This is a genomic window from Undibacter mobilis, assembly GCF_003367195.1.
In the GTDB taxonomy this organism is placed as follows: Bacteria; Pseudomonadota; Alphaproteobacteria; order Rhizobiales; family Xanthobacteraceae; genus Pseudolabrys; species Pseudolabrys mobilis.
Genome location: NZ_QRGO01000002.1, coordinates 440,876 through 466,653 on the forward strand (window position 1 = coordinate 440,876; position 25,778 = coordinate 466,653).

Here is a 25,778-nt window from a genome sequence, read left to right on the forward strand (position 1 = left end):
CTCAATCGGAACCGCGCATGTTGATCCCGACCGACCTCACCTCGTTTCTCGACCTCATCCGCCAGCACGGCGATGCGGCCTACACCTTCCTGTTCGCTTATGCGGCCTCGCACAGCCTGCTGTTCGGCCTGTTCGCCGGCTATGCCGCGCATGCCGGCGCGCTGAAGGTCGGCACGCTGGTCATTGTGTTCTGGGTCGGCAGCTTCCTTGGCGATGCCGTGCGCTTTTACGTCGGCCGCCGCTACGGCCCGCGCTTGTTCAAGCAGTGGCCGCGCATCGAGCGCCTCGTCAATATCGCAGCCAAGCTCACCGACAAGCACGCGGTGCTGATGGTTCTGTTCCATCGCTATCCGCACGGCATCCGCGGCGTCGCCGCCTTTGCCTACGGCCTGTCGAAGCTGACCTGGCCGACCTTCCTCGCGCTCAACTTCGTGGCCGCCGGGCTGTGGAGCGGCGCGGTGGTCGGCGCCGGCTACGCCTTCGGCCAGGTGTCGGAGAAGCTGATGAACGACGCCTCCTCCGGCCTCGGCATCGTGACACTGGTCGTCTTCCTTGGCCTGTCGTGGATCTTGAGCAAGAAGCTCGAGAAGGTGGTCGAGGACAGCGCACCGGCCGCGAATAGCAAATCAACCTTGCGTTAACCACGCCTGCCAACCGGCGCTTAACGCGGCGCACCTAGTTTCGCGCCATGAGCTCCATTGGCGGCATTTCCAGTTCGATTTCGGGCCTGATGGCGGCATCGCAGAAGATGCAGGCCGCCATGATCAAGATGGCCAATGCCAGCGACGGCGGCGACATGGCCGCCCTGCTCGCCGAACAGGTCACCTCGCAGGCCTCCTTCGCCGCCAACGCGCAGACGCTGAAGGCGCAGGTCCAGGGCGTCGGCGAACTGCTCGATATCATGGCGTAGTGAAGCACTCCAACTCGGCAAAACTAAATCGCTGCCTGCCAGACTGAGTTCGACGGTCAGTCCAGACCCACGACAATCTTCTCAGGCCATTTCGGGTGGCTGTACCAAAGATGAACGATCGTTCGCTCTCTGGTTACAGGCACGTCCAAGATCCGCTCGTGCTCCGCCGTTTCCAGAACAATCATTCGGCTGGGGGTTTCCAATTCACCTTTGAAGACGAGTAAAGGCTCTGGCTGAACTTCGCCTGCCGGGCCAATGGCAATTTCCGTGGGGCCATCCACTTCCGGAAAACAGGCGAACGAAATGCAAGATGGCGATGAATGGATCATTTGACCCCAGATTGGGTCAGGCGCTCTTCCACCTTTCGCATCCATCAAAAACAAAAGCGAATTGACCGGTGATACTCTGATCCTGCGGATCATGTCACTACCTCGGCTTCAACTGATTGACCCATCCACCTTGGCGAAGACTGCATGTCAGGCATTGCGGATAAAGGCGCTGTTCTTTATTGGAGCGGTTCAAACCACTGGGAATTTGGTGATCCAAAATAAAATCACCGCGTAGAGTGCCGGGATTTCGCGTCCCGCAAGTATGACAGCCGGTCATCGATCCAATTTTGTTTATTGCATCACGTTCGGCAACCAGGAAGCTGCGCGTTGGCCCGCGCGCCGCTATCGATTCTCCGGCAAAAGGCCCCCGCCCGATACCGACGCGTCCCAGCTCAGCAATTCTCTCTTGCGCCTGCCGCTCCAAAGCCCGATGGCTGGCTATCAATCCTTCTATCGTTTCGTAAGCCTCAGGGCGAGGTCTCCATCGAGGATCCAGTTCCTGCACGCGACGAATTGCATCGCGGGACTGCGCCTCGGCAATGGCTAGCCGAGCTGCCTGTCCCGGTGTCGGTTCGACCCGCGAACCATTGATGATAACAGGGCCACGGACTCGCGGCCCCTGCGCATATTGCGCCCCCGGTTTCCAGTCATTGTCCGGCGTTGCATCGGAAATCACGCGCGGATCGTTGATCGGCGGCGGCTTGCTCGTCGGCTGGCTGCCAGGTGACCGACTTCCACCAGCCGTGCCGTCGGCGATCCACTGCCCGCCGTCGGGATTGCCCGCCGGCACGCGCGGCTGGTCGGGGCGATACTTTCGTTCGTAAAGCGCGAACGGATGGTCCTCGACATCGCGAGGCACAAAGCGCCGCCAATCCGGCCGCACGAACAAATACGCATTGGGCCGCGTCCAGCGTTCGAGCTGGCGCGTTAGATAGGGCGAAGTCATTGTGATGATCTCGTAAGACCGCAGCGTCGATGATCGGGCCTCTCACCGCCTCATCCTGAGGAGCGGGCCGCAGGCCGCGACTCGAAGAACGAGGCGGCCCCATGGTTCGAGACGCGTTCCTGCGGAACGCTCCTCACCATGAGGCCGACAGAGCCGCCCTCAGCTCGCCGCGAACTTCATCAGCTTGATGGCGTCGAAGTCCTGCACGCCGCCGCCAACACGCTTGGTCGTGTAAAACAGCACGTAGGGCTTGGCCGAATAGGGATCGCGCAGCACGCTCACCCCGGCGCGATCGACGATCAGATAGCCGCGGGAAAAATCGCCGAAGGCGATCGACAGCGAATTGGCCGCGATGTCCGGCATGTCCTCGGCTTCCACCACCGGGAAGGTCATCAGCGAGGCGCGCCCGCCTGCCACAGCCGGCGGCTGCCACAGATACTGCCCGGTCGAGTCCTTGAACTTCCTGATCGTCGACTGCGTTTTGCGGTTCATGACGAAGTTCGCATTCTGCCGGTAGCCCGCCTTCAGGGCATAGATCAGATCGACCAGGGTGTCGGACGGGTGCGAACCGGCAAAGGCGCCGGCTGCGCCGGAGGCGACATAGCCGAGATTGCCCCAGGTCCACGAGGCATTCGCCACGGTGTCGTAGCTCAGGAAGCCCTTCGGCTTGTTGGAGCCGTCGCCGGTGACGAAGGCGGTGCCCTCCTGCGCAGCGAACACCGCTTCCACTTCCTGCGCCAGCCACTCGTCGATATTCACCGCCGAGTCCTCGAGCAGCGAAGCGGTCGCCGCCGGCTGAGCGTAGAGCTCCATCGCCGGGAACGAGAGTTGATCGAGCGTCGGCGACGCCGTCTGCGCGCGCGGGTCGCTCTCGCCGACCCAGCCGACCGCGGGCCCGGCCGTCATGAACGGCTTCTTGTAGACAGTGCCCGAGATGGTGCGCACGCCCGCGATCGAGCGGATCGGCGAGATCGCAGCGAGGCGCTTGCCGATCTCGGTCTCGATTTCCATCGGCACGGTGTAGCCGCCATCGGCATTGGAGCCGATCGACATCGCCTTCATCTCCAGCGCGGCGAGGCCCGCGGCATCGCCGCCGCGCATATAGGCATCGAAGGCCAGCCGGTGTTCGCCGGCGCGGGCGCCGCGCGCCGCCTTCTGTTCGCCCCCGAGGGCCGGCCGCGCCGCTTTCAGCACGATGTCGTCAAGCTTGCGCTGCTGGGCGTCGATGGCGGCGTTGATGCGGGCCAGCTTGTCTTCCATCAGCGCGTCGCCGGCGCGCTTCTGCTCGAGCGCGAGGCGCTCGTCATTGCTCTCCTTGAAGGCTTCGAAGGCGCGCATCATCTCGGCATGCGTCACCACCGCGTCGAGCGGAATGCCCGATTTGGTCTCCAGCGTGGTCGTCTCGGTATCCATTGTGGTTCTCCTGTTGAATGGATGTCTCTGGTGAAACGGCAAAACTTCGCTATCCTCAGTCGGCCAGCGCCGAGCGTGACGGGAGCGGCGCGTGAAAAGAGGAACCGCGCGTGGGCAGTGAAATCCGTTCGGCGATCGACTTTTACGAACGCCATCCCATCTCGGCTGAAATCATCAAGGCCAGGCTTCTCGCCGCGCGCGGCAACCTCACCGGCATCGCACCGGACGAGCTGTTCCCGCACGACCAGGATCACTATGGCGGCCTCGACGCGAACGACGCACTGGCCGAACGTGCGCAGATCAAACCCGGCATGCGCGTCGCCGATTTCTGCGCCGGCCTGGGCGGCCCGGCGCGTTATCTCGCGCACCGCTACGGCGCCGACGTCACCGGCATCGAGCTGACACCGGCACGCGTCAAAGGCGCGGCCGAACTCACCATGCTCGCGGGTCTCGCAAACCGCGTTCGCGTGATCGAAGGCAATGTCATGGCGGTGCCGCTCGACGACGAATGCGTCGATGTCGTCGTCAGCCAGGAGGCCTTCCTGCATGTGCCCGACAAATCGAAGGCGCTGTCGCAGGCCCATCGCATTCTCAAACGCGGCGGCCGCCTCGCCTTCACCGACTGGGTCGCGCACCGGCCGCTGTCGAAGGACGACGCGGAATTGATGTGGGCCGGCATGGCCGCCACCAATCTTTACGACATTGCCGCTTATCGGACGCTGATCGAAGCCGCCGGCTTTACGGTGACGTCGGTCGACGATCTCACCGCCGAATGGGCGAATATCCTGAAAGTGCGGCTGGCGATGTACCAGAAGCTGCGCGGCGAGACGCAGGCCGCCGGCACCGTCTCAGGCCACGACGCCTTTTATGAAAGCTATGTCCGCTTCGTCGAACTGGTCAGCGAAGGCGCGCTCGGCGGCGCAAGGTTCGCGGCGGTGAAGGCGTAGCGTCCTCTCTACGGATCGGGAAACGTCTCCGGCGGCAACGTTTCGGCGTCGATCCATTCGATGGACGTCGGCTGCTCGCCCTCGGTCTCGATGAATTCCTTGACGGCACGGAAACCGTCCTCGAACGAAATGAACAAGCCAACCGACAAGGGCGTGCCATGAAACGATCGCACGAATTCGCCCAGACGCGAGAGATCGCCTCTCGACACAAACACCAAAAGCTTCTGCTGACGAACGTCCCAGCGATTGTACTGCAAGCTCGCCCCGAGGCCAGGGCTCAGGCTGAGATAGAGCGCGGATGAGATTCGTCCGCTCTCCGGCGTTAACCCCTCTGTTCCGTGCAGGCCTTTGGCAAAAAAGCTTCCACCGTCGCGACCGGCCTTGAAATATGCCTCCCGCCTCACGGGATCGAGCATGCACGCCTCGATTTCGCGCAGATTGGGCCAACCAGCGCCCCAATGCTCATCGAAGAAACCCTCCTTGAGCATCACACTCACTCCCACTTGCCATTGTACATAGTGCGCGACTTTCCATTCGGATCGGTAATGCTCCTAACGGTGACGTCCGGTTCGCGGCGGTGAAGGCGTAGCACCTAACTTGGCTTGAAGATTCCCTGATCCAGCGTCCAGAGGCACATGCCCGCATCGGGCCCCTGCGGTGGCGGTTCTGTGGCGCGAATAATCTCAAGCATCCGGCGGGCTTCCTCAGGGGCGACTGCCAATGTCTCCGTCGCCGCCATCAATCGGACCTGAGCATTGGGATGGTCATAAAGCGAAAGCAAAGCCGTGCGTTGATCTCCCGGACGAGCTTTCAGTTCCTCTCTGACGGCGAACATCTCCCTGATCAGCCGATTCTCCTGGGCGAGTTCGCCGCGCAGCTCGGCTTCATACTGCCCCAGGCACAGATCGGTGAAGCGCTGAACCAACATCGCCACCGACATGGATTTGAGATCGACCGGCTTCATGGCTTGAGAACCCCGTTTTCGATCAATGCTTGGATGCCAACTCTCCGGCGCTCTTCCCAGCTCTTGTCGCGTAAATACTCGCGGGGGGACATGTCGCCAAACTTAGTTGAAGGCTTCTGATACCAGCCGTTTATGTCTTCGTGCCGCATCGTCGGGATACGCACCACATTGTCCCGGCCTTCGATCATCGATTTCGGAAATTTACCGTCTCGCTCAGCCGATGTCCGTTCGACGATATGGTGATCCTGATAACCGGCCTTTGACGTATCCGACACGGCATCCTGCAATTCTTGCATGGATTTCGGCGGATCGCGATAGGAGTCTATCTTGGCGTGGTACTCATGAATCCAGGATGCCGCGCCATACAGGGCCTCGGCGACTGTCGCCGAGGGCCCAAGCCTTCGGGCTATTCTTTTGAGAATTGCGGTTCGATCCGCCGACAATGGCGGCCGTTGCTTCGGAACCTCGGGAACGCTGCTTGTTGTCCCTGTCGTCGGAAGTTTCGGCTTCTTCGGTGTGTCCGCATCACCGACCTTGCCGCTGGCACTCCCTCCTTCCGCCGTCCACTGTCCGCCGCCCGGATTGCCTTTCGGCACCCGCGGCTGATCGGGTTTGAAACCAGCCTTCGAAGCGATCTGCAGCACTTGGCCATGTCGCCGCATGGCGCGCTCCAGCCGCGTCTCCGCGGCCAGGCACTTCAGTTCGCTCAACGCGCAGGCGAGCGCGCCCAGCGCCAGCCGGCGTTGCCATACGAGATCGACAAGGTTCGCACGCATCGCATCACCCCGCGCGCCGCCGCCGCAGGCGTTCGATGCGCGGCGGCGCCAGCGGTCGCGGCGAGGCCACGGGCGACGCGCCCTCGCCGCCCATCACCGCGCGCCACTCGGCTTCCGCGCGCGTGCGCGCGAATGACGGACGCCGGGAGGATGCGTCCTTCACCGCATGCACGCGCGCGCCCGCCAGCAGCGGGAACGTGACGATGGAAATCTCCCAGAGATCGACCGCCAGCAGGGAACGCACGCGGGTGCGCGGATCGATGCGGCCCTTCACGGTGCGGAAGCCGATCGACAATCCATCGATCGCGCCGCCGCGGATCAGCGCCAGCAATTCGCGGCCGCGCGCCACTTCAGGGATGAGCCTGCCGCGCGCGTAAAGCCCACGCTCGTCTTCGCGCAAGTCGAGCCAGACGCCGACCGGTTCGGCCGGATCGTGCTGGAACAGCATCGGCACGCGCCGCACGCTTTTTTGCCGCAGCGTCTGGGCGAAGGCGCCGCGCATCACCATGTCGCGCGCCTGGTCGATGGCGCCGAACAGCGAGGCATAGCCTTCGACCGTGCCATCCTCATGAATGCGCGTCTTCGGCGCGAACACGGAGGCGATGGTGGGTTCGTGAGACAATGCGAGCATGACATGATCCCTTCGCTCGACCGGCCCCGGATGAAGTTGACGGCGTGAAATTACTTCCGGCCCCGCCTCGCCTTCGGCGCCTTCACGCGCATCGCCGACGCCGCTCTGCGCTTGCTGGCGCGGTCGAGGTGATCGAGAAATTCGCGAAACACATCGAGGTGGTCGCGGCGGTGTGACGTCTGGGCCTTGGTCTCGCGCTTGATTGAGCGCAGCACGGTATGCAGCGTGTCCATCATCTGTCTCCGAAGGTTTCATTGAAGCGTGCGAGTTCGCGCACGAAGTCGTCGAAGCGCCGGCTGGCGGCGGTCAGCTCGCGCAACGCGAACCAGGCCAGCGCCGAAGCGCTGAGCGCCCACAGGAGGAGCGCCACATGCGCGAGGTCGCCGCGCGTGGAAAAAGTCTCGACGATGTCGGGCATGGGCTCACTTGCCCCGGGCGCGCTGCGGCATGAAATGCCGCTGCGCGGAACCGGGGCCATCGCAAATGTCGAGATTAGTGGCGGTCCCGGGTCTGCGGCGCACCGCTAGCGCGCTGCGCCGCGCCCGGGACAAGGGTCAAACCACATCCCCGCCCGCGACCGCGCCATAGCCGGCGGCTGCGCGCTTTTCATTGACGGTGAGGAACGGCGCCTTGCTCACGCGCTCCCACAGCGCGGCGCGGTCGGCGCTGAGCGCCTCGATACGGTCGGCATCCACCGCCAGCGTCAGCGCGGCCTGGCCGAAACCGGGCGCCAGCCACAGCGACAGCGCGGCGGCAATGCGGTTCGCCAGCGGCAGCACGCTCTGGCGCCAGAACACGCGATTGGCTTCCTGATAATTCGAATAGGTGTTGTCGCCGGGAATGGCGAGCAGCATCGGCGGCACGCCGAAGGCCAGCGCGATCTCGCGCGCCGCGGCATGCTTGGCCTCGAGGAAGTCCATGTCCTTGGGCGTCAGCGACATCGGCTTCCAGTCGAGTCCGCCTTCGAGCAGCAACGGCCGCCCGGCATTGGCGGCGCCCTGGTACTGGCCATCCAGTTCCTTTTTCAGCCGCTCGAACTGGGTCTCGTTGAGGATGGAGCCGTCCGCCCCCGCATAGAGCAGCGCACCGGACGGCCGCGCCGCATTGTCGAGCAGCGCCTTGTTCCAGAGCGTCGCGGCGTTGTGCGTGTCGACCGCGGTGGCCGCCGCCTCGAGCGGGCTCAGGCCGTAATAGTCGTCGAGCGGATTGAACAAGGTGAGATGCAGGATCGGCGGTACCGCGCCCTCTTGCGCAAAGCGCACGGTGTTGCCGGAGACCGTGTAGTCGAACGCTGCCGGCCAGCCGTCCGGCCCGGGCACCACCTTCACCCGGTCGGGCCGCAGCGCGTAAAGTTCGCGCGGCGCGCCCGCGCCGCCGACGCTCACCGCCTCGACATAGGCATTGCCGGACAGCATCAGGTGCGTGGCGATCGCTTCGAGAAAGCTGGCGCCGTCCTGGCGCGGGTTTGGCTGCGCCGTCAGATCGAGCAAGGGATGCTCGGTCAGTTCGCTGGCGCCCTCGTACAGCACGAAGGACACCGAACCGACCGCCTCCGCGGTCAGCCGCACCGCGCGATGCACGATGGCGTTGCGCGTATAACCTTCGCGCGTCAGCGCCGCATAGTCGCGCGGCGTCCAGCGGGCGCGGCCGCCGGATTCCAGCGCAATCAGCCGTCCCGCGCGCGAGGCCTTTTGCTCCGCGGGGCGGAGCAGTCTCTTCAAGGTGTCGAGCATAAAAAAAGCCCGCCAGTGACGGCGGGCTCCTCTTGTTGGTGTCGCTGGAAACCCAGCGAACGCTGATTGTGCCGTTACCTCGACGCCACCCGCGTCGCATGCGGATCGACGACGACATAGCCGGCGATGGAGCGGACATGCCGGCGGGTTTTGCCGCCGCCGGAATTGCCGTCATGCACCAGCCACTGATTGCCTTCGACGTGACTCATCAGCACGAAGACATGGCCGGACCGCGCCGCCACCATGCCGGCAGCCGGCTGCGTGCGCGGAAATTTGCGGATCCAGTTGGACGCCAGATTGAGATCCTTGCGGATCTCGCCGAACACGTAGAGCGAAGCTTCGCAGCCGCAGAAGCGGGTCGGACAGCCCGAAGGCCGCCCGCCGACGACAACGGAGTTGCCATTGGCGTCCACTTGCGCCGCGCCCTGTTCGGCGCGGGCGGTGTAAGCTTCATTTGTACCCGGCGTGTGGGCGTTGCGCGCACGGCTGGTGCCAACTCTGGCAGCCCTGTTGCCTTGCGTCGCATGGCGCGCGGCCACCGCGGTTGGACTGTCGGAACAGCCGCGTTGGTCGCACGTAACTTGCCCTTGGCTTTGCGCCTGACCTTGCGCTTGCGCCGCCTGGCGATGTTTCGGTCGGGCGTCAGCGCTCGTCGCCGCCGCCGTGATCGAAGCGATCGTCATGATCGCGAGTGCAGCTCGTTTCAATATCCCGGTCACCTGTCTTGAAGAGCGGCATTGGCGCCGCCGAGAGAAGGAAGCGGCAGGACAGCCGCGTCGTGATGAGGGCCCCTTCCGCCGTCTCAATGTGACCAAAACATGACGCCCGCGGGCATGACTCGGCCCCCAGCTATGCGCATTAATAATTGTGTCAGCAAATGAGACAGCCCGAATAAACAATCGCAATAAAACAAGCCGGTTTCGCCGTGTTTTGCGCGTTTTCCGGCGTCTCATCCATCATATCGGGCAAAATGCAGGCGCAAATATTATGCGCCGCGCCGTTCATCACATCGCGTTTTAGTAGCGCATCGGCCTCGTTGTAACCGCTCGATTTGTCCCAGATCGGCGCAGGTGATTTGCGACTCTCTCTTTTACAGCTGTCTGATCCGCGGCTCGGGCCTTGCCGCGAAGGTCAAGGCCGCCACCGCCCAGACCAGTGCATCGAGCCGGTCCGGCGAATGGCCCGACGACAGGCCATCGAGGCCGAAGTCGCACATCTCGTCTTCGAGCGCCGGGAAGTTGCCGGCGTGTTTCACCCTGCCCTGCTCGTACAACTGCGACACCGGCTCGGCACGGTGATATTTGCCGCGCGTCGCCCGCGTCGTCGTCACCGGCACGCCGCTGTCGATCGAGCGCAGCACGGCGCTCACCATCTCGCCGCCCTGGTTGATCTCGGCGATCAGCGCGTCGGCCTCATACTTGCGCCACAGCGTAATCGCGCGGCTCGCCCAGCCTTGCGGACTCGCGCCGGCGATGCTGCCGTCCTCGAGCACATAAAGGGTGCCATCGCCCGCGCGACCGGCGGCGACGATGCCGCAGGCATCCGCGCCGCGCTTCGACGACGCCGGGGGATCGATCGCCACCACAATGCGCGTCAGCTCCGGCGGAGCCGCCACGCGGCAGCTCTCCAGCCCGGCTCGCGTCCATAACGCATCGGCGCGCTCCTCGACGATCTCGCCGTCGAGCTCCTGGCGGCCGAGCCGCGTGCCCTTGTAGCGCGCGAACACCTGCTCGACGAAGGACGCCGACAGGTTGAGCGCATTGGCCACCGTGCCGGCGCGGGTCAGCGCCGTTGTTGGATCGGCCATCAGCTTCTTGAGAAGTACGATCGGCCGCGGCGTGGTGGTGATCACCTGCCGCGGCCGCTCGCCAAGGCGCAGTCCGAACTGCAGCATGTCGAAGGTTGCTTCGGCTTGACGCCACTTGGCGAGTTCGTCGCACCACGCGGCCGTGAATTGCGGGCCGCGCAGGCCTTCATGATTTTCGGACGAGAAGACTTCGGCGATCGCACCGTTCGGCCACTCGATCCGGCGGCGTGTCGGGTACCACTGCAGCTTCTCCGATCGCGGATGCACGGCCATCAGGCCGGAGGCCCCCTCGATCATGACGGAACGGACGTCGTGCTCGGTCTCGCCGACCAGCGCGATGCGCGCCTTTGCATCGCTGCAGGCGACATGACGCACCCATTCGGCGCCGGCGCGCGTCTTGCCGGCACCACGGCCGCCGAGGATGAGCCAGGTGCGCCACGGCCTTCCATCCGCCGCGAAATCCGGCGGCCGTTGATGCGCGTGCGCGAAGAGGTCGAAGTCGGAATGGAAGATATCAATCACATCCGGCGGCAGAGCCGCCAGCACCGCCGCCCGGTCGTCCGGTTCGAGCTTCGATAAGAGCCTCAATACGGACAGCAAGCGTTCGTCTGAACTCATCGATGTCTCGGGGCACGGGATCATGGCTGGCTTCATCCGTCGTCGGCTCTTCGCCAGGTTTGGTGAGCTGCGCGATATCGCGCAGCGTGCGCGAAACGCTGGCGAGCGTGCGGGCGCTGTGATCGGCTTCGAGCGCATCGGCCGGACGCAACACCGCGATGATGCGTTCGATCGCATCCATCTCTCGTTCGGCGACACTCATCATGCGCTGCGCAATCGCCAAACGCCGTTGAGCCACTGCGGCGGCATCCAGCACGACCGGCGGCGCGGCGGGCTGCGGCAGCAATGGCGGCGGTGGTTCGGACAGCGGCCCGGTCACCCCCTCGCTGACGGCGCGCGCCAGACTGAAGGTCGGCTTGGCCTGACGGCTCCGCCAGCCGAGATCGCGAACACGCTCATAGAGGTTCGAGCGCGACACTCCCACCAGGGCGGCGATGTCACCGACAGGCGCGTTTGTCTGCTCGTAAAGGCGTTTCGCCTCGGCGAGCACGTTCGGTGGAATGATTTTCTTGGCGGTCACATCACCCTCCCCCAATAAAAAACGCGCCGGCGGCAAAACCGGCGCGTTCGAACTGTGAAAATGCCGCGCGGGCGCGGCGTCAGGCGGCGAAGAAGTAGAGATAGATCACGGCAAACAATACGACGACGGCCGAGGTGCTGATGATCAGCACGTTGCGCACGCTGGGGCCGCGCTCGCCGCCGCGCGCTTGCGTCGCCGTCTCGACGATCCGACCGTTTTCGACTTTCGCCATCGCGTTCTCCCTGTTGCTGGCGTGAGCGGATGAGCCGCGCAAATCACCAACGGCGCGGCGGCTCACAAGATCAACGCCAGCGGCGGCCACGCGTTCCGCGCAACATCGCCGCCCCGCCAGCGGCGGAGCGCCTCACCGGACGCAAGTGTGGAGCATGCCCAAACCATAGCGGAGGAGCGTCACGCTGTCAACGCTTATTTTCCTAGTTTGTGATTTTTATCCGAGATCGCCGACTTGGGCGAAAAATCCTAACGATCGCAATGCGATGCGAACCGCAGGCGGCGATGGCAAAGGCCGCGGATGCGCCTCGCCACCATAAACGATCGAAAAAATTTTGAATAAATTTTTGTCGCACCCGTCCGCCTGTGGTTGCCCCTCTTTGTTTTAAATTGGTTTCTTCCGCTTAAGCCCAATTTGAGGGGCCGGCCGTACAACCATCACACCCCGAACGGCGAAATGCGGCCAAATTTGCTGAAAGATCGACGGAAAAATCCGCGGCACGCGATCAACCGCGTTGCGCAATATTATACTGGCGCCGGCGCCCTGCCGCGCAGTTGCGTGATCACCGACATTTCGGACAGTGGCGCGCGGCTCTATTCCGACACTATGATGCCCGACATGTTCGTGCTGTCGGTGCTTGTCGATAACAGCGAGATGCGGCGCGATTGTCAGGTGGTGTGGCGTCTCGGCGGCGAGCTGGGCGTCAGATTCGCCGGCCGCTCACGCTGAGCGGCGTCGCTTACGGGGCGCGAGCCCGCTCTTCAGTTCTCGACTCGGTCGGGTTTCAGGTCGAAGCCGATGTCGAAAACCGTCCGGCCGTCGCCATCGACCACCTGCATGGTCCAGCCGGTGAGATCCTGGATACCGGGGTCGCACATGGCGGCCTTGAGTTCGCGCACCTGGCGCACGGCATGGCTGCGCGCGGCGGCGAGCCCGCCGAAATCCTGGCCGACATCGTCGGTGAACCAGCGACGGCCATCGCTGAAATTGAAATAGTATCGGGGCACGCGATCAATCCCCCACTAATCGAGACGCCCCACCGTCAGTCGACTGCCGCCCCCACGGCAGGTCGATCGATGCTCACAGGCTATGGTATTTTATTACTTGCCGTCCAGCGCCATTCCGCCGCGGGTTGCACGCGGCGGCTTCGACGCCTGACCGATCGAGGTCTTAGCGGTCTAGTGCGGGGGTAAGATGACGCCCGGATGGCATTGTCGCGGCCGGTCGGGGGGTGACATTCGCGTCAAAGCGCTCCCGGGCCTGCTGAATGGCCGAACGATTCTGGCGCGCCCACAGGCCGAGCCCCAATACCGGCTCGAGCAGCGAGCGGCCCAGCGCGGTCAATTCGTAGTCCACCCGCGGCGGAATTGTCGGAAACACGGTGCGCGACACCAGCCCGTCGCGCTCAAGCCCGCGCAGCGTCAGCGTCAACATCCGCTGAGAGATCGAGCCCAGGGCCCGGCGCAGCTCGTTGAAACGCCTGGGCCCGTCCCCGAGGGTGGAAACGACGAGGACCGTCCACTTATCGCCGACCCTGGCCAGCACCTCGCTGACGGCACGGCAGTCCTCGGCCACATGAAGGGTACCGGGTATGGAAATTGTGCCTTCTTGAGTGTTTTGAACAGTCATCTATTTATCCTCGGTTACAGATCGTAACTTAGGCTAAGAAATAGAGGTTTCAATGGCTAAGCTTAAACTGGGGCTCATCGTCGGTTCGAACCGCAAGGAGTCCATCAACCGTAATCTCGCGCTGGCGCTGGCCAAGCTCGGTGGCGATGCGTTCGAAGCCAAGCTCATCCAGATCGACGACCTGCCGATGTACAATCAGGACCACGAGCAGCCGGTGCCCGCGCCGGTCGCTCGGTTCAAGAATGAGGTCGAAGCGTCCGACGCGCTGCTGTTCGTATCGCCCGAACACAGCCGCTCCATTCCGGCCGTCCTCAAGAATGCCATCGACTGGGGTGCGCGGCCCTGGGGCAAAACCTCCTGGCCCAACAAACCCGCGGCGGTAACCGGTGCCTCCGGGGGCGTAATTTCGACGGCCGTCGTACAACAGCACCTCCGCGCCGTCCTCGGCGACCAGGGCCTGCACCTCCTCGGCGGCGAGGCGTATATTTTATACAAACCCGAACTGATCGACGCCGACCACAACGTTACCGACGCCAGCGTGCGCGACTTCCTCAAGGCACTGATGGACCGCTTCGCGGTCTTCGCCGGAAAGTTGGCCAAGGCATAATTGTTCACGCACGGTCGCGTGCCGTGGCATAAGGCTGCTGCACGCGACCGCTCAACAAGTTCCGGACAATCGGGGCCGAACGCTTTACGCACAAAGCATGTGCATAACGTCGGCGCGATCTTACTCCATACAAAGCACGCACGATAAGAATGCCACCGTGGGTTACCTGCCACCCACTGGAGGCGCGCAGCCGTGACAGATCAGCCGATGGTCCCAGCGACCATCCTTGAGAAGCCGGCCCGGCCAGATCATGTGCGGGGGGTATCAGAAAACCGCTCTGGCGGCCTTCCAGGCTGGCGCGCCTGGATGCAACCGGTGACCTTCCTCGGTCTCTGCATGCTCGCGGTCGTTTATGGCGCCCTCACGCTGCTGATCACCAACGATCGGCAGGAGGCCCTCGCCAATGCCACACGAGCGAGCGAAAATCTCGTTCGCATCGTCGAGCAGTCCTACTCCCATATTTTTCAGAACGTCGACACCACGCTTCAGCTTCTGCGGCGCGCCTCTCAGCTATCGAAAAGGCCCGACGAGCTTCAGGCATGGCTCAATGACAAGGCCGCACGAACCGAACTTGAATACAGGTACGCGATCCTTGACAAAGATGGCGTTGCCATTGCCGCTTCGACTGGCATCGGCGACGGTTTGACAATGATGCCGCGCGGCCAGAGCTTTGCCGACCGGGAATATTTCCGGCGACAAAAAGAAGCCTCCGCCGACGAGTTGGTCTTCAGCGAACCGCTCCAATCGAAGCTCAACAATCGATCCACCATCGTTGTCACGCGCAGGCTGGTCGCGCCGGATGGCACCTTTGCCGGCGTTGTTGCCGCCATCGTCACGCCGGAAGCGTTGGTTCAGGTCGGCATCGATCTCGATCTGGGGACCGACGGCGCCTTCGGTCTGATCGGAATCGATGGCATCGTGCGAGCCCGTGCCGTCAACGGCAAACCTCAAAGCGACAAGGTCGGCGCCAGTCTCGGGCCAACCTCCTCTCTGTTAAGTCACGTTATTACCGCGCGGAATGGTCACTTCTTCAGCACCCGCAACCTGGACAATTACAAGCGGCTGGTCGCCTATCGTGTCATCGGCGACTACCCCTTGATCGCTGCGGTGTCGGTTACGGATGAGCATATCTACCGGCACGCCGATCAGCGGGCGCAGATCTATTGGATCATCGCGCTTCTGGTCACCGTCGCGATCTTCCTCGGCATCAGATGGGGCATTGCCCGCGAGCAGAAGCTGATGGCGGCGCAGGACGATCTGCGCCGCAGTCAGGAGCGCTATCGTCTGGTCGAGGAAGCGGTCAATGACGGCATCTGGGACTGGAACCTGGAAACCGACGAGCATTACAAGTCGCCGCACTGGAAGAATATCGTGGGATTGGCGCAGGACGCGCCGTCTCCCTCCCTCGATAGCTTCATTGATTCCGTCTATCCCGACGACCGTGCGCTCGTCCGGGAAGCACTGCGCGCGCATCTTGAGGACGGCAGGCCCTATTCGGTCGAATTCCGGGTCAATCGTCCTGACGGCCGTTGCGTGTGGGTGCAGACCCGCGGCATGGCGCAGCGCAACGCCAAAGGCGAGCCGGTGCGTATGGTCGGTACGCTCACCGACATCACCGATCGCATGCAGGCGGAGGCGACGCTCAAGGAAAGCCGCAACAACCTCGCGCGCGCCGAGCGGCTTGCCCTCCTCGGCCACTTCAAGAACGACCTCGCCTCGAGAACTATCACCTGGTCCGACGGCATCTTCGCCATGTTCGGCTTCTCGCCCGAACACGCGCTGACGCTGCGCGGCTTCTATGAACTGGTTCTGCCGGAAGACCGGCCGACCCTGAAGAAAGCCGGCATCGACGCCGTCGCCGGACGCGAGGTGCCCAACTTCGTCCTGCGCGCGCGCCGGAACGACGGCGCCATCGTCGACCTTGAACTCTGGATGACTCCGGTGCGCGACGGCAGCGGCGCGATCACCGGCGTGTTCGGCACGATCCAGGATGTCACCTTGCGCCGCCGCGCCGAAGAATTGCTGGCGCGTGCCAATCAGGAGCTCGAGGCCCGCGTCAGCGCGCACACCGCGGAGCTGGCGCAGGAAATGCGCCGGCGCGAGGAAGCGCAGATGACGCTCGGGCAGATGCAGAAGATGGAAGCGGTCGGCCAGCTCACCGCCGGCGTCGCCCACGACTTCAACAATCTGCTCGCCGTCATCGCCGGCAGTCTCGAATTCGTCGACTACGCCGCCGCGCGCGGATTGACCGCCGATCCCGAACTGGTCGATGCCGCAATGCGCGCGACACGGCGCGGCCGCGAGCTCGTCCGGCGCCTTCTGGCGTTCTCCCGACAGACGCCGCTGCGCGCCGAACCGACGCCGATCGACCAGATGGTGCTCGACACCTTGCGTCTTCTGCAGCGGACGCTCGGCCAGAACATCGATCTGGTCACCAAGCTTAATGCCAAGGGCGCCGTGATCTCCGTCGATCGCAATCAGCTTGCCAATGCGCTGCTCAATCTCGCTATCAACGCGCGCGATGCCATGCCGGATGGCGGTCAGATCACCATCGCCACCGAATGCCGCCCGTGCGATCCCGCGCTGGCCAAGTCGTCGCGCTGGCCCACCGGCGAGGAAGTCCGCATCACCATCAGCGATACCGGCTCCGGCATGACCGAAGAGGTGCTGGCGCGCGCCGCCGAGCCGTTCTTCACCACCAAGGCCGACGGTCTCGGCAGCGGTCTCGGACTGTCGATGGTGCAGGGTTTCACCGAACAGTCCGGCGGACAGCTCAAGATCGAGAGCGCGCCGCGTTCCGGCACGTCGGTGACGATCCGCCTGCCGCGCGTCGTTTCGCCTTGCGCGGCAGAGGAAGTCGACAGCCCGACCGCCGGCGCCGACGCCGAACGGGAAAAGACCGTGCTGCTGGTTGAGGACGATGCCGATGTCCGCATCGTCGCCGGCGCGCAGCTGCGTCATCTCGGTTTCAAGGTTCACGCCGTCGGCAACGGCATGGAAGCGCTCGACCTGCTCGTGTCACCAGCCAAGATCGACATGCTGCTCACCGATGTGGTGCTGCCGGGCGGCCTCGACGGCGTGGCGCTGATCCGGGAAGCGATGGCGGCGCGGCCCGGCATGGGCATTGTCTGCATGTCGGGCTACGACCCGGCGCAGAAGCACCGCAAATGGCTGAGCCAGCAGAACATCACGTTTCTGGAAAAGCCGTTCAACACCCAGAAGCTCGGCCAGGCGCTCGAAGCGGCGGTCGCGCACTAGCGCGCGGATCAGTGCGGCTCGACCGCCGGGCCGCTGGGGCCGCGCAGCGGCAATTCGTCCAGCGCGATGATGAAGCCCAGACCGCAGGCCACGACCACGGCGCAGGCGATGAACACCAGCCGGAAGGCAAAGGCCAGATCCTGCGCCGAGGCCGAGCGCGCCAGCATCTCCACCGACGAGCCGCTGGCGCTGCCGAGACCGCCGAGCACGATGGCGCCGAGGATCGCCACCACCAGCGCCGCGAACAGCGCGCGGAAGAAATTGGCGGCGCCGGTGGCGATGCCCATTTGCGGCCGCTCGACCGCATTCTGCATGCATACGGTCGACACCGGAAACACCATGCCGAAGCCAAGGCCCACGACCGACATCAGCGCCAGCACCGCCAGGAGCGACAAGCCGGCGGGCCAGATCGCCAGCACCGCGAGCGCGGCGATGGAGGCGATATTGCCGACAATCGGAATGCGCTTGTAGTGCGTCATGCGCATCAGCGCCTGCCCGGCCGCCAGCGACGCCGCCGTGACCGCAGCGAGCATCGGGATCAGCGCCAGGCCGGACTGCGTCGCCGACAGGCCCATCACGCCCTCGAAATACAGCGGCACGAAGATGGTCATGCCGACCAGCGTGCCCATGGTGCAGGCGCCGGCGAGCGTCGCCGCGCGCACCACCTTGTTGCCGAGAATATTGAGCGGCAGGAACGGCTCTTCGGCGCGCGCCAGCCGCCAGGCGAACAGCGCCCACAGCACCGCCGAGGCGGCCACCAGCGCGGCGATTTGCGGCGACAGCCACGGATAGCGCGCGCCGCCGGACGACAGCGCCAGCAGCAGCGCCACCGAGGCCAGCATCATCAGCACGGCGCCGATGCCGTCGAGTTTGTGCTCGCGCTTGTGGAACGGCACCAGCTTGAGCATGTGCCAGGTCATGCCCAGCGCCAGCGCGCCGAGCGGCACGTTGATCCAGAAGATCAGCGACCAGTCGATATGTTCGGTGAGGAAACCGCCGAGCACCGGGCCGCCGACCGAGGACAGCGCGAACACCGCGGCGATGTAGCCCTGATAGCGGCCGCGCTCGCGCGGCGAAACGATATCGGCGATCACCGTCTGCGCCAGCGCGATCAGCGCGCCGCCGCCGAAGCCCTGGAAGGCACGCGCCAGGATCAGCGCGGTCATGCTCGGCGCCAGCGCGCAGGCGATCGAGCCGACGATGAAGATCGCGACCGCGCTCAGCATCACGGCGCGGCGGCCATACATGTCCGACAATTTGCCGAGCAGCGGCGTCGCCGCGGTGCCGGTGAGCAGATAGGCCGTCACCACCCAGGCCAGGTCTTCCAGATTGTGGAAATGCCGGCCGATGGTCGGCAGCGCGGTGGCGACAATGGTCTGGTCGAGCGCGCCAAGGAACATCGCCAGCGTGATGCCCTGGACGATGCGCGAGATCTGCCGGTGCGTCAGCTGTTGGGTCATGGACGTGCGGACATGCCAAGCGCGCGGGCAAAGCGCAAGCGTTGCCTGTGCTGGGGTGCCATGTTCCCGGCCCGGCGGGCGTTCCTATTTCGGCGGCACCTTGCCGCGCGAACCCTTCGGCCAGCGCACCGGCCACTTGACGATGTAATCGACGAGATCGCGGTCCGGCACATCGACCTCATTGGCCGAAACCTTGCCGCGCACCGAAATGCCGGCCTCGTGCACGGTGTCCGCCCGGCCCGAGATCAAGGGATGCCACCACGGCAGGTCCTTGCCCTCGGCCACCAGCACATAGCCGCAGGTCGGCGGCAGCCAGGTCAGGCGGCGGATGTTGCGCCAGGACAGCCGCACGCAATCGTGAACCTTCTTCTGCCGGTTCTTGTAGTCGGCGCAGCGGCAGCTCGCGGTGTCGAGCAGCTTGCAGCCGACATCGGTATAGACCGTCTCGCCGCTGTCGATGTCGGTGAGCTTGTTGAGGCAGCAGCGGCCGCAGCCGTCGCAGAGACTTTCCCACTCGCGCGGGGTCATCTCGCTCATCTTCTTGGTGCGCCAGAAGGGAAGCGCCGTATCCTTCAAGGTCTTGTCGTCGGGCATGTCCCTCATTCCCGCATTGGCGCGGCCGGCACAAGAGGCATTCTTGGAAACTCGTTCTTCGAAAGGCGATGGCCCGGAGGCCGCACAAGATGCGGCCGCCTCACCGCTTGAGCTGGCGCAGGCAGGCCATCGCCGCCTCGATCTGCGCGACATACAGCGCTTCCGTGCGGGCATCGTCGGCCCGCTCGGCATGGTTCGGCCCGCCTTCGTAGAAGAACTTGGCGGCGCGCCGGGCGCGGCCCAGACGCCAGCGGCTGTAGGCCGCCATGGCGGCGGACACCGAATCGATGGCGCGCCGGCGCGCCTCCCAGACCTGCGCGGCATCGGCCTTGGCGCGCGCTCTGGCGGCACGCGCCGCTGCGGCGGCGCAGGCCGTGGCCGCCCGCTGCCGCGCGGCGGGATCGAGCGCCTTGATCCCTTGTGCGATTTCTTGTGCGATTCCTTGCGCGACCGGCCGCCCCGCCTCGTCGCGCGGGATGAAGCGGCCGCCGGCGCCCTTGACCGGCTCCCGGCCGGACGCGCGCAGCCAGCGCGCGCCCCGCTCGGCCCCGGAGACGGAACCTGTCGATGCATCATCCGCCGGCGCGCGGACGTAACGCCGCTTCCACGCGCCGCGCCGGACATATTTGTACAAGGTGCGCTCGGTGACGCCGCAGAGCCGCGCAATCTCGCGCACCGGCACGGCGCTGTCCTCATAGAGCGCGCGCACGCGGGCCATGAGGTCGGGGGCTTCGGCGGTATTGTCTGGCATGGCCGGCTCCGCAAACGCGGCAGATCCCCGCTCCCCTTGCTCTGCTTGTTCCCTCTCCCCATAGGCGAGCGGACGCTCGCCGTCCGGCGAGCTAGGGGGGAGAGGGTTAGGGAGAGGGGGACCCTGAGCCAAAGAGTCATTCACTCCCGCGACATCCACTTTCCTCGGCAGGCCCTGCCCCGCCTCCGGCGCCAAATCAAACACCAGTTCGCGCCCGCGCATGGCGAGATAATGCCGGCGCGCCGCCGCGCGCAGGGATGTCCGCGGCGTCATGGCCGGACCCCGTGATTGAGAGATGCAAGTGTGGAGAATGCCGGAAAGCTAGCGGAGCAGCGTCACGCTGTCAAGGATTATATTCCATAAGCTTGGCTTATTCGGCGGGGCGGTGACGCTTGCGTCTAGCGATGAAGCCTTCGATGCGCTCGACATTGAAGGCAAACAGCACAACGAGCGTCAACGACACCGGAATCCAGAGGATGGACCAAAGCTCGACATGGTTCATGTCAGCCTCCCGAGGAAAGCCCGTGTGCCTGCGCTCCATCAATCCGAATAATTTCTGACCGCGGCCGCGTCCAGCGAGGCTGCCGGAACGAGTTTGTAATGCCTTTCCTCAACCACTTTGACCATATCCCCTTGGACCGACAGTTCAAACATCGCCACACGGTCGTCGGACATGAATTGCGCTGAAATCGCGCGACACCTCATGCCTGGATAACGCTGATCGCACCACGCTATATCTTGTTTTGTCTGCACAACGCTAATCTGATCGTTACCACCCTTCGCTTGAACCGGTATGACATAGTGGCACCCCCGAGTATCAATACCAAAATACAATTCATCGATCTCTATCTGACCGACACCCTTAACCGTTGTCCTCAAATGGTTCTGAATTGAGTAAGTCGTAAGACTAAGAAAAGTGTCGAGGAGACGATTATAGCGAACGATAGCCAGCAACGCCTGCTCGTCATCCAACTTATAGGCGCGAATAATCTCCGGGGTTGCATCCGGAATAGCAATCGTGAGCAAATTCTCTCGCGGGACAATCCGATTGAGCTTGACCAAAACGAACGCGTATTTCGCACGCCCAGCCCCCTCAATGATCCACTCCATCCCGGAGGGTTGGTTCTTCAAAACAACTGCCGGCATTGCCGTGCGATATCGAAGAGAATAAATTATATCGCCAAGATTTTTCGGAACAGGGATTTCAAGCTTATTGGCAATGTCGACAAGCTCATCGCGCTCAAATTCGAAGCGAGAAGAGCCCTTGCGAAAGTGAGTTTCGAAAATCTTCTCTATAAGCGCCAAATAACGGTTGGACACATCTTGAGTCTTTGCCACGAAGCTAGCCCCCAGCCGATAACCGCAAAGCCTCCGTTTCAGCCTGGGAGCGTTTTCTCGCGCCGCTTTTACGATCACGCTTCCCACTTGGGCGCTGAATACCCCAATAACTAGACGCAGCACTAACATCCATCTTTAGCAAAGACGGGTCGCCTAGTTTAATAGCCTTACCGACGCGCTCCGGCACGCAGCCGATGGCCGCAATCACAGCTGCACCGACCGCCCTTGCCATCGGCGGAGGTACCGCATTTCCAATTTGTCGCGCACCATGCCACTTCGTCTCTTGAAAACGAAACCAATCGGGGAAACCGTGAAGCCGAGCCATTTCCCTAACCGTCACACACCTTGGATAGCGAAAATGTATCGGACGCGGGGACGTGAACGCACCGCGCGCAGCATCCGTACCGGCGCGCAGCGTATTCGAAATCCCGCCGGGAGAAAGCTTGAAGAAACGCGAAATCGGCTCAACGTCGCCACATTCGGTCGCAGCGAACCGTCTTTTGGAAATATCGGAATGTCCCGTGCGCATACTGGAGGTCAGAATGCTTGGGTCCCACTCCCGAATGTAACCGAAATGCCAAGCGTCGTTAGACTGACATCGCATCTCTCGTCCATAGGACGACGGGTATTTCCAAGCTCGAGCCGGCAAGCGAATTTCGTCGCTTTCGGTCAAACCGGGAAAATCGTCGGCATTCGGTAGATCGCCTAAAGCATCTTCGCACGTCGGCGTAGCAACCGCGGGAAGCGGGTAATCTGGAATACGAAGCCCCTTTTTTGCGCCTAATAAAATCAACCGCTCTCGGCTTTGCGGCACGCCGAAATCCGCTGCGTTCAGAACCTGCCACGGTATCCGAACATCATATCCTTTATGTTGGAACGTAGAAACAAGCTCCTCAAGAAACACCTTATGTTTGCCGACAGTAAGTCCTTTGACATTTTCGAAGACGAAGTAGTTCGCATCTAGCTCGCAAACAATCCGTACAAAATCGAGAACGAGTGAATTTCTGGGATCGTCAAGCACGCGATGGCCTATCAAGGAAAATCCCTGACAGGGTGCCCCGCCGACTACCAAATCGACCTTGCGGCGCCCAATTCCGGCTGCGGCTCGGATCTCTGCACCTGACAATTTTGAAATGTCTCGGCACAACGTTGCGCAGGTTGGGAAATTAAATTCGTGGACGGCCGCATGGACTGGATCGACTTCAACCGCCGCAACGACGTCGAAACCGGCTTGCTCGAAACCGAGGCTCATTCCGCCCGCGCCCGAGAACAAATCGACGGCAATCGGGCGAACTGCGCCGCTTTTCTTATTGGTGCGAGCCACGAGAATTCTTCCTATTCCGCAAAGTCAGAAACTTCGCAAGTTTGCGACTTAGACTTTCGACGTCCTTCGTTTGGCATTGCCAAATCGTCAGCACTCGCCAGCCGCTCTTTCTTAGCAACCTGACAGATTCTCGATCCCGCTGCCGATTTCTGTCGATCTTAGGCACCCAAAAATCGAGCCGGCTCTTCGGCAATCGCCCTTTTGGGCAGCCATGACCGTGCCAGAAACAACCGTGAACGAAGACCACAGCCTTGTGCTTCGGCATTACGATATCTGGACGACCGGGCAGATCCTTCCGATGCAAACCGTAGCGATACCCTAAAGCGTGAAGCGTTCTGCGAACGACCAGCTCAGGGCCGGTATTTCGGCTCCGAACGCTTTTCATGATGAAACTGCGCTGGGCCTTTGAGCGGGTGTCCATCGAGGCAATACAGAGTGCTAAGCCACAAAGGTCCACACCAAAGCGCAGATCATTCACAAGCCTATTGTTCTCTATTTGTTCCAAAAGTCAACAGAGACCCCCCCCCATTCCTGCCCCAATTCCCGTTCACCTTTCGGCCCGATAACCGCCTCGTTTGGATAGAGAAACCGGCCCCGATGCACTAAATTGGTACGGGCGCGCAGCGGCGCATCCGGCCGCGGCCGCCGGCCCGGCCCGCAGCCGGCCCGGGCGCCGGCCGGCACGATGCCCGTAACCGTTTGAAAAGTCTGATCTTATGGCTCTCGACGACCTGCCTCCCGAGACCCCGCGCCAGAAGCTCCGGCGCGCCATGCTGGCGATCGACGCCTGGGTCGATTTCAGCGTGTTCCGCTCGGCCGCCGGCATCCGCGAAAGCTACGAGCGCTTTTCCACCTTCATGGACCGCTTCCATGTCGCCGGCTGGCGGCGCTGGGGCGTCGAATTCGCCTCCGAGGGCGCCACGCTCGGGCTCGCCGGCGGCGTCCTCATGCTGGCGCTCGCCGTCCCCGCCTTCCAGATGACGCAGGACGACGACTGGCTCAAGAAATCCGAGCTCGCCGTCACCTTCCTCGACCGCTACGGCAACGAGGTCGGCACCCGCGGCATCCGCCACAACGACTCCATCCCGCTCGACCAGTTCCCCGATCACCTGATCAAGGCCGTGCTCGCCACCGAAGACCGCCGCTTCTACGAGCATTTCGGCATCGATATCGGCGGCACCTTGCGCGCCGTGGTGACCAATGCGCGCGCCGGCGGCGTCGTCCAGGGCGGCTCGTCGCTGTCGCAGCAGCTCGCCAAGAACCTGTTCCTGTCGAACGAGCGCACGCTCGACCGCAAGATCAAGGAAGCGTTCCTGGCGATGTGGCTGGAGTCGCGCCTCACCAAGAACGAGATTCTGAAGCTGTATCTCGACCGCGCCTATATGGGCGGCGGCGCCTTCGGCGTGGACGCGGCGGCGCAGTATTATTTCAACAAGTCGGCGCGCGACGTGAACCTGTCGGAAGCGGCGATGCTGGCCGGCCTGTTCAAGGCGCCGACCAAGTTCGCCCCGCACGTCAATTTGCCGGCGGCGCGCGCCCGCGCCAACGTCGTGCTCGACAATCTCGTCGAGGCCGGATTCATGACCGAGGGTCAGGTGTTCGGCGCCCGCCGCCACCCCGCCACGGCCGTCGACCGCCGCGCCGAGCACGCGCCGAATTATTATCTCGATTGGGCGTTCGACGAGATGAAGAAGCTTGTCGACACGTTTCCCAAGTCGATGACGGAGCGCGTGTTCATCGTGCGCACCGCGCTCGACACCGGCATCCAGTCGGTCGCCGATCAGGCCGTCGAATCCATTCTGCGGCAATACGGCCAAGAATATCACGCCGGACAGGCCAACACTGTGGTCATGGAAGTCGATGGCGCCGTGCGCGCCATGGTTGGCGGCCGCGACTATGGCGCCAGCCAGTTCAACCGCGCCACCGATGCGATGCGCCAGCCCGGCTCATCGTTCAAGCCTTATGTCTACGCCACCGCACTCGAACATGGCTTCAAGCCGGAATCGATCGTGGTCGATGCGCCGATCTGTCTCGGTAACTGGTGTCCGCGCAATTACGGCGGTGGCTACTCAGGCTCGATGACGCTGATCTCGGCGTTGACCCGCTCGATCAACACGATCGCCGTACGCCTATCCATCGCCGTCGGCGATGGCAACCCGAAACTCGGCCGCAACCGCATCGTCGAAACTGCGCGCAAGATGGGAATAACCACCCCGCTCCCAGATACGCCGTCATTGCCGATCGGCTCCGATGCCGTGACGATGTTGGAACATGTCGGCGCCTATGCGACATTCCCTAACCTCGGCATGGCGGTGAAGCCGCATGCCATCCTCGAAGTACGTACCGGCGATGGCAACCTGATCTGGCGTTTCGACCGCGACGGGCCGAAGCCAAGGCGCGCGCTGCCGGCCAATGTGGCCGCCGGCATGATCAAGATGATGAACAGCGTCGTCGAGAACGGCACTGCCCGGCGCGCACGTCTCGACGGCATCGCCGCAGCCGGCAAGACCGGCACAACCAACGATTATCGCGATGCCTGGTTCATGGGCTACACTGGAAACTTCGTCTGCGGTGTCTGGTTCGGCAACGACGATTATACCTCGACCAATCGCATGACCGGCGGTGCGCTGCCAGCCATAACCTGGCATACGATCATGGATTACGCGCATCAGGGCATCGAACTGCGGCAACTGCCGGGGGTTGCAGTGCCGGAGCGGCCGCAACAGGTCGCAGCGCGTACGACACGGACCAATGACAAGGCCCCGGCGGCACGGCGCCCCACGCTGCTGTCGAAGCGCGGCGCCGAAGCGCTGGTGCGGGTGGAAAAGCTCATGGATGAGGCCAGCCGCGCCATGACGCCGCTGCGCCCCACCGTCGCCAATGACGCCGGAAAACGTGCTGATAGCGGCCCGCCGGCGCCTGTTGGATCTGGCGGCTCGCTGGCCGCCGTCCTGGAAAACGAGGCGCTCGGCGTCCGCAACTGAATAGCCG

At 63.4% G+C, this 25,778-nt stretch carries 31 protein-coding genes; 8 read left to right on the plus strand and 23 right to left on the minus strand.

The features are described from left to right. The first annotated feature begins 17 nt into the window (after nucleotides 1–17). Together DXH78_RS16265 and DXH78_RS16270 are read left to right on the plus strand one after the other, a co-directional pair. A complete protein-coding gene (locus DXH78_RS16265; protein WP_115518270.1) occupies nucleotides 18–641 on the plus strand; it encodes a DedA family protein in 624 nt (207 codons plus the stop codon). A gap of 47 nt (nucleotides 642–688) precedes the next feature. Further along, on the plus strand, nucleotides 689–910 hold the full coding sequence (locus DXH78_RS16270) for a hypothetical protein (RefSeq protein ID WP_115518271.1): 222 nt from the start codon (nucleotides 689–691) through the stop codon (nucleotides 908–910). A 56-nt stretch (nucleotides 911–966) separates the two neighbouring features. On the opposite strand, the gene DXH78_RS19675 is transcribed toward DXH78_RS16270, so the two are convergent. The 3 genes from DXH78_RS19675 to DXH78_RS16275 form a co-directional block, all read right to left on the minus strand. Then, entirely contained in the window at nucleotides 967–1,332 is a 366-nt protein-coding gene (locus DXH78_RS19675) for a hypothetical protein (RefSeq protein ID WP_147292662.1), read from the minus strand. Between the two features lie 4 nt (nucleotides 1,333–1,336). Next, entirely contained in the window at nucleotides 1,337–2,185 is an 849-nt protein-coding gene (locus tag DXH78_RS19680) for a hypothetical protein (protein WP_147292663.1), read from the minus strand. Nucleotides 2,186–2,344: 159 nt separating this feature from the next. Beyond that, complete coding sequence (locus tag DXH78_RS16275; protein ID WP_115518272.1) at nucleotides 2,345–3,598, minus strand: phage major capsid protein; 1,254 nt, start codon at nucleotides 3,596–3,598, stop codon at nucleotides 2,345–2,347. A 110-nt stretch (nucleotides 3,599–3,708) separates the two neighbouring features. On the opposite strand from DXH78_RS16275, the gene DXH78_RS16280 reads away from it, so the two are divergent. Further along, nucleotides 3,709–4,545 (plus strand): class I SAM-dependent methyltransferase, encoded by an 837-nt coding sequence (locus tag DXH78_RS16280; RefSeq protein WP_115518273.1) that lies wholly within the window; start codon nucleotides 3,709–3,711, stop codon nucleotides 4,543–4,545. Nucleotides 4,546–4,553: 8 nt separating this feature from the next. On the opposite strand, the gene DXH78_RS16285 is transcribed toward DXH78_RS16280, so the two are convergent. The 8 genes from DXH78_RS16285 to DXH78_RS16320 form a co-directional block, all read right to left on the minus strand. Beyond that, a complete protein-coding gene (locus tag DXH78_RS16285) occupies nucleotides 4,554–5,033 on the minus strand; it encodes a hypothetical protein (protein ID WP_115518274.1) in 480 nt (159 codons plus the stop codon). A 104-nt stretch (nucleotides 5,034–5,137) separates the two neighbouring features. Beyond that, entirely contained in the window at nucleotides 5,138–5,509 is a 372-nt protein-coding gene (locus DXH78_RS16290; RefSeq protein ID WP_115518275.1) for a DUF2019 domain-containing protein, read from the minus strand. Further along, a complete protein-coding gene (locus DXH78_RS16295) occupies nucleotides 5,506–6,285 on the minus strand; it encodes a hypothetical protein (protein ID WP_115518276.1) in 780 nt (259 codons plus the stop codon). The genes DXH78_RS16290 and DXH78_RS16295 overlap by 4 nt, the downstream gene beginning before the upstream one ends. A gap of 4 nt (nucleotides 6,286–6,289) precedes the next feature. Continuing rightward, the gene (locus DXH78_RS16300; protein ID WP_115518277.1) at nucleotides 6,290–6,916 is read right to left on the minus strand and encodes an HK97 family phage prohead protease; all 627 of its coding nucleotides are present in this window, start codon (nucleotides 6,914–6,916) and stop codon (nucleotides 6,290–6,292) included. A 50-nt stretch (nucleotides 6,917–6,966) separates the two neighbouring features. Next, nucleotides 6,967–7,149 carry a hypothetical protein gene (locus tag DXH78_RS16305; RefSeq protein WP_115518278.1) on the minus strand — a complete coding sequence of 61 codons (183 nt, stop codon included), beginning with the start codon at nucleotides 7,147–7,149 and terminating at the stop codon, nucleotides 6,967–6,969. Then, on the minus strand, nucleotides 7,149–7,334 hold the full coding sequence (locus DXH78_RS16310) for a hypothetical protein (RefSeq protein ID WP_115518279.1): 186 nt from the start codon (nucleotides 7,332–7,334) through the stop codon (nucleotides 7,149–7,151). Before DXH78_RS16310 ends, DXH78_RS16305 begins: the two co-directional genes overlap by 1 nt. Nucleotides 7,335–7,470: 136 nt before the next feature. After that, nucleotides 7,471–8,649 (minus strand): phage portal protein, encoded by a 1,179-nt coding sequence (locus DXH78_RS16315; protein WP_115518280.1) that lies wholly within the window; start codon nucleotides 8,647–8,649, stop codon nucleotides 7,471–7,473. A 74-nt stretch (nucleotides 8,650–8,723) separates the two neighbouring features. Beyond that, the gene (locus DXH78_RS16320; RefSeq protein ID WP_245416906.1) at nucleotides 8,724–9,188 is read right to left on the minus strand and encodes a hypothetical protein; all 465 of its coding nucleotides are present in this window, start codon (nucleotides 9,186–9,188) and stop codon (nucleotides 8,724–8,726) included. Nucleotides 9,189–9,312: 124 nt separating this feature from the next. Here DXH78_RS16320 and DXH78_RS20010 point away from each other — a divergent pair, with 124 nt between their 5' ends. Beyond that, nucleotides 9,313–9,471 carry a hypothetical protein gene (locus DXH78_RS20010; RefSeq protein WP_210209599.1) on the plus strand — a complete coding sequence of 53 codons (159 nt, stop codon included), beginning with the start codon at nucleotides 9,313–9,315 and terminating at the stop codon, nucleotides 9,469–9,471. A gap of 268 nt (nucleotides 9,472–9,739) precedes the next feature. On the opposite strand, the gene DXH78_RS16325 is transcribed toward DXH78_RS20010, so the two are convergent. From DXH78_RS16325 to DXH78_RS19955, 3 genes are all read right to left on the minus strand, one after another. Next, a complete protein-coding gene (locus DXH78_RS16325) occupies nucleotides 9,740–11,074 on the minus strand; it encodes a DNA-packaging protein (protein ID WP_210209600.1) in 1,335 nt (444 codons plus the stop codon). After that, nucleotides 10,971–11,594 carry a hypothetical protein gene (locus tag DXH78_RS16330; protein WP_115518281.1) on the minus strand — a complete coding sequence of 208 codons (624 nt, stop codon included), beginning with the start codon at nucleotides 11,592–11,594 and terminating at the stop codon, nucleotides 10,971–10,973. The genes DXH78_RS16325 and DXH78_RS16330 overlap by 104 nt, the downstream gene beginning before the upstream one ends. A gap of 79 nt (nucleotides 11,595–11,673) precedes the next feature. Continuing rightward, entirely contained in the window at nucleotides 11,674–11,826 is a 153-nt protein-coding gene (locus DXH78_RS19955; RefSeq protein ID WP_168192869.1) for a hypothetical protein, read from the minus strand. Between the two features lie 369 nt (nucleotides 11,827–12,195). Between DXH78_RS19955 and DXH78_RS16340 the strand changes: the two genes are divergently transcribed. Beyond that, the gene (locus tag DXH78_RS16340; RefSeq protein ID WP_168192870.1) at nucleotides 12,196–12,555 is read left to right on the plus strand and encodes a PilZ domain-containing protein; all 360 of its coding nucleotides are present in this window, start codon (nucleotides 12,196–12,198) and stop codon (nucleotides 12,553–12,555) included. 32 nt (nucleotides 12,556–12,587) lie between these two features. Here the strand turns inward: DXH78_RS16340 and DXH78_RS16345 are convergent, their stop codons facing one another. Together DXH78_RS16345 and DXH78_RS16350 are read right to left on the minus strand one after the other, a co-directional pair. After that, a complete protein-coding gene (locus DXH78_RS16345) occupies nucleotides 12,588–12,833 on the minus strand; it encodes a DUF6894 family protein (RefSeq protein WP_115518284.1) in 246 nt (81 codons plus the stop codon). Nucleotides 12,834–12,996: 163 nt separating this feature from the next. Next, nucleotides 12,997–13,455, minus strand: a complete 459-nt coding sequence (locus DXH78_RS16350) for a winged helix-turn-helix transcriptional regulator (protein WP_115518285.1) — start codon at nucleotides 13,453–13,455, stop codon at nucleotides 12,997–12,999. A 52-nt stretch (nucleotides 13,456–13,507) separates the two neighbouring features. Here DXH78_RS16350 and DXH78_RS16355 point away from each other — a divergent pair, with 52 nt between their 5' ends. Beyond that, nucleotides 13,508–14,062, plus strand: a complete 555-nt coding sequence (locus tag DXH78_RS16355; protein WP_115518286.1) for an NADPH-dependent FMN reductase — start codon at nucleotides 13,508–13,510, stop codon at nucleotides 14,060–14,062. Between the two features lie 306 nt (nucleotides 14,063–14,368). Continuing rightward, nucleotides 14,369–17,320: a PAS domain-containing protein gene (locus DXH78_RS16360; RefSeq protein WP_168192871.1), complete on the plus strand. Its 2,952-nt coding sequence runs from the start codon at nucleotides 14,369–14,371 to the stop codon at nucleotides 17,318–17,320. A gap of 8 nt (nucleotides 17,321–17,328) precedes the next feature. Here the strand turns inward: DXH78_RS16360 and DXH78_RS16365 are convergent, their stop codons facing one another. From DXH78_RS16365 to DXH78_RS16390, 7 genes are all read right to left on the minus strand, one after another. Further along, complete coding sequence (locus DXH78_RS16365; protein ID WP_115518288.1) at nucleotides 17,329–18,780, minus strand: MDR family MFS transporter; 1,452 nt, start codon at nucleotides 18,778–18,780, stop codon at nucleotides 17,329–17,331. Between the two features lie 84 nt (nucleotides 18,781–18,864). Further along, entirely contained in the window at nucleotides 18,865–19,374 is a 510-nt protein-coding gene (locus DXH78_RS16370) for a YcgN family cysteine cluster protein (protein ID WP_115518289.1), read from the minus strand. Nucleotides 19,375–19,474: 100 nt separating this feature from the next. After that, nucleotides 19,475–20,125: a hypothetical protein gene (locus DXH78_RS16375; protein WP_115518290.1), complete on the minus strand. Its 651-nt coding sequence runs from the start codon at nucleotides 20,123–20,125 to the stop codon at nucleotides 19,475–19,477. A 370-nt stretch (nucleotides 20,126–20,495) separates the two neighbouring features. Next, complete coding sequence (locus tag DXH78_RS20285; protein WP_283805643.1) at nucleotides 20,496–20,627, minus strand: hypothetical protein; 132 nt, start codon at nucleotides 20,625–20,627, stop codon at nucleotides 20,496–20,498. A gap of 38 nt (nucleotides 20,628–20,665) precedes the next feature. Further along, a complete protein-coding gene (locus DXH78_RS16380) occupies nucleotides 20,666–21,463 on the minus strand; it encodes an endonuclease (protein WP_210209601.1) in 798 nt (265 codons plus the stop codon). A gap of 4 nt (nucleotides 21,464–21,467) precedes the next feature. Further along, the gene (locus tag DXH78_RS16385; RefSeq protein ID WP_245416907.1) at nucleotides 21,468–22,787 is read right to left on the minus strand and encodes a DNA cytosine methyltransferase; all 1,320 of its coding nucleotides are present in this window, start codon (nucleotides 22,785–22,787) and stop codon (nucleotides 21,468–21,470) included. Then, nucleotides 22,771–23,208 carry a very short patch repair endonuclease gene (locus DXH78_RS16390; protein ID WP_115518534.1) on the minus strand — a complete coding sequence of 146 codons (438 nt, stop codon included), beginning with the start codon at nucleotides 23,206–23,208 and terminating at the stop codon, nucleotides 22,771–22,773. Before DXH78_RS16390 ends, DXH78_RS16385 begins: the two co-directional genes overlap by 17 nt. A gap of 295 nt (nucleotides 23,209–23,503) precedes the next feature. Here DXH78_RS16390 and DXH78_RS16395 point away from each other — a divergent pair, with 295 nt between their 5' ends. Further along, on the plus strand, nucleotides 23,504–25,771 hold the full coding sequence (locus tag DXH78_RS16395; RefSeq protein WP_115518292.1) for a transglycosylase domain-containing protein: 2,268 nt from the start codon (nucleotides 23,504–23,506) through the stop codon (nucleotides 25,769–25,771). Nucleotides 25,772–25,778 lie beyond the last annotated feature (7 nt).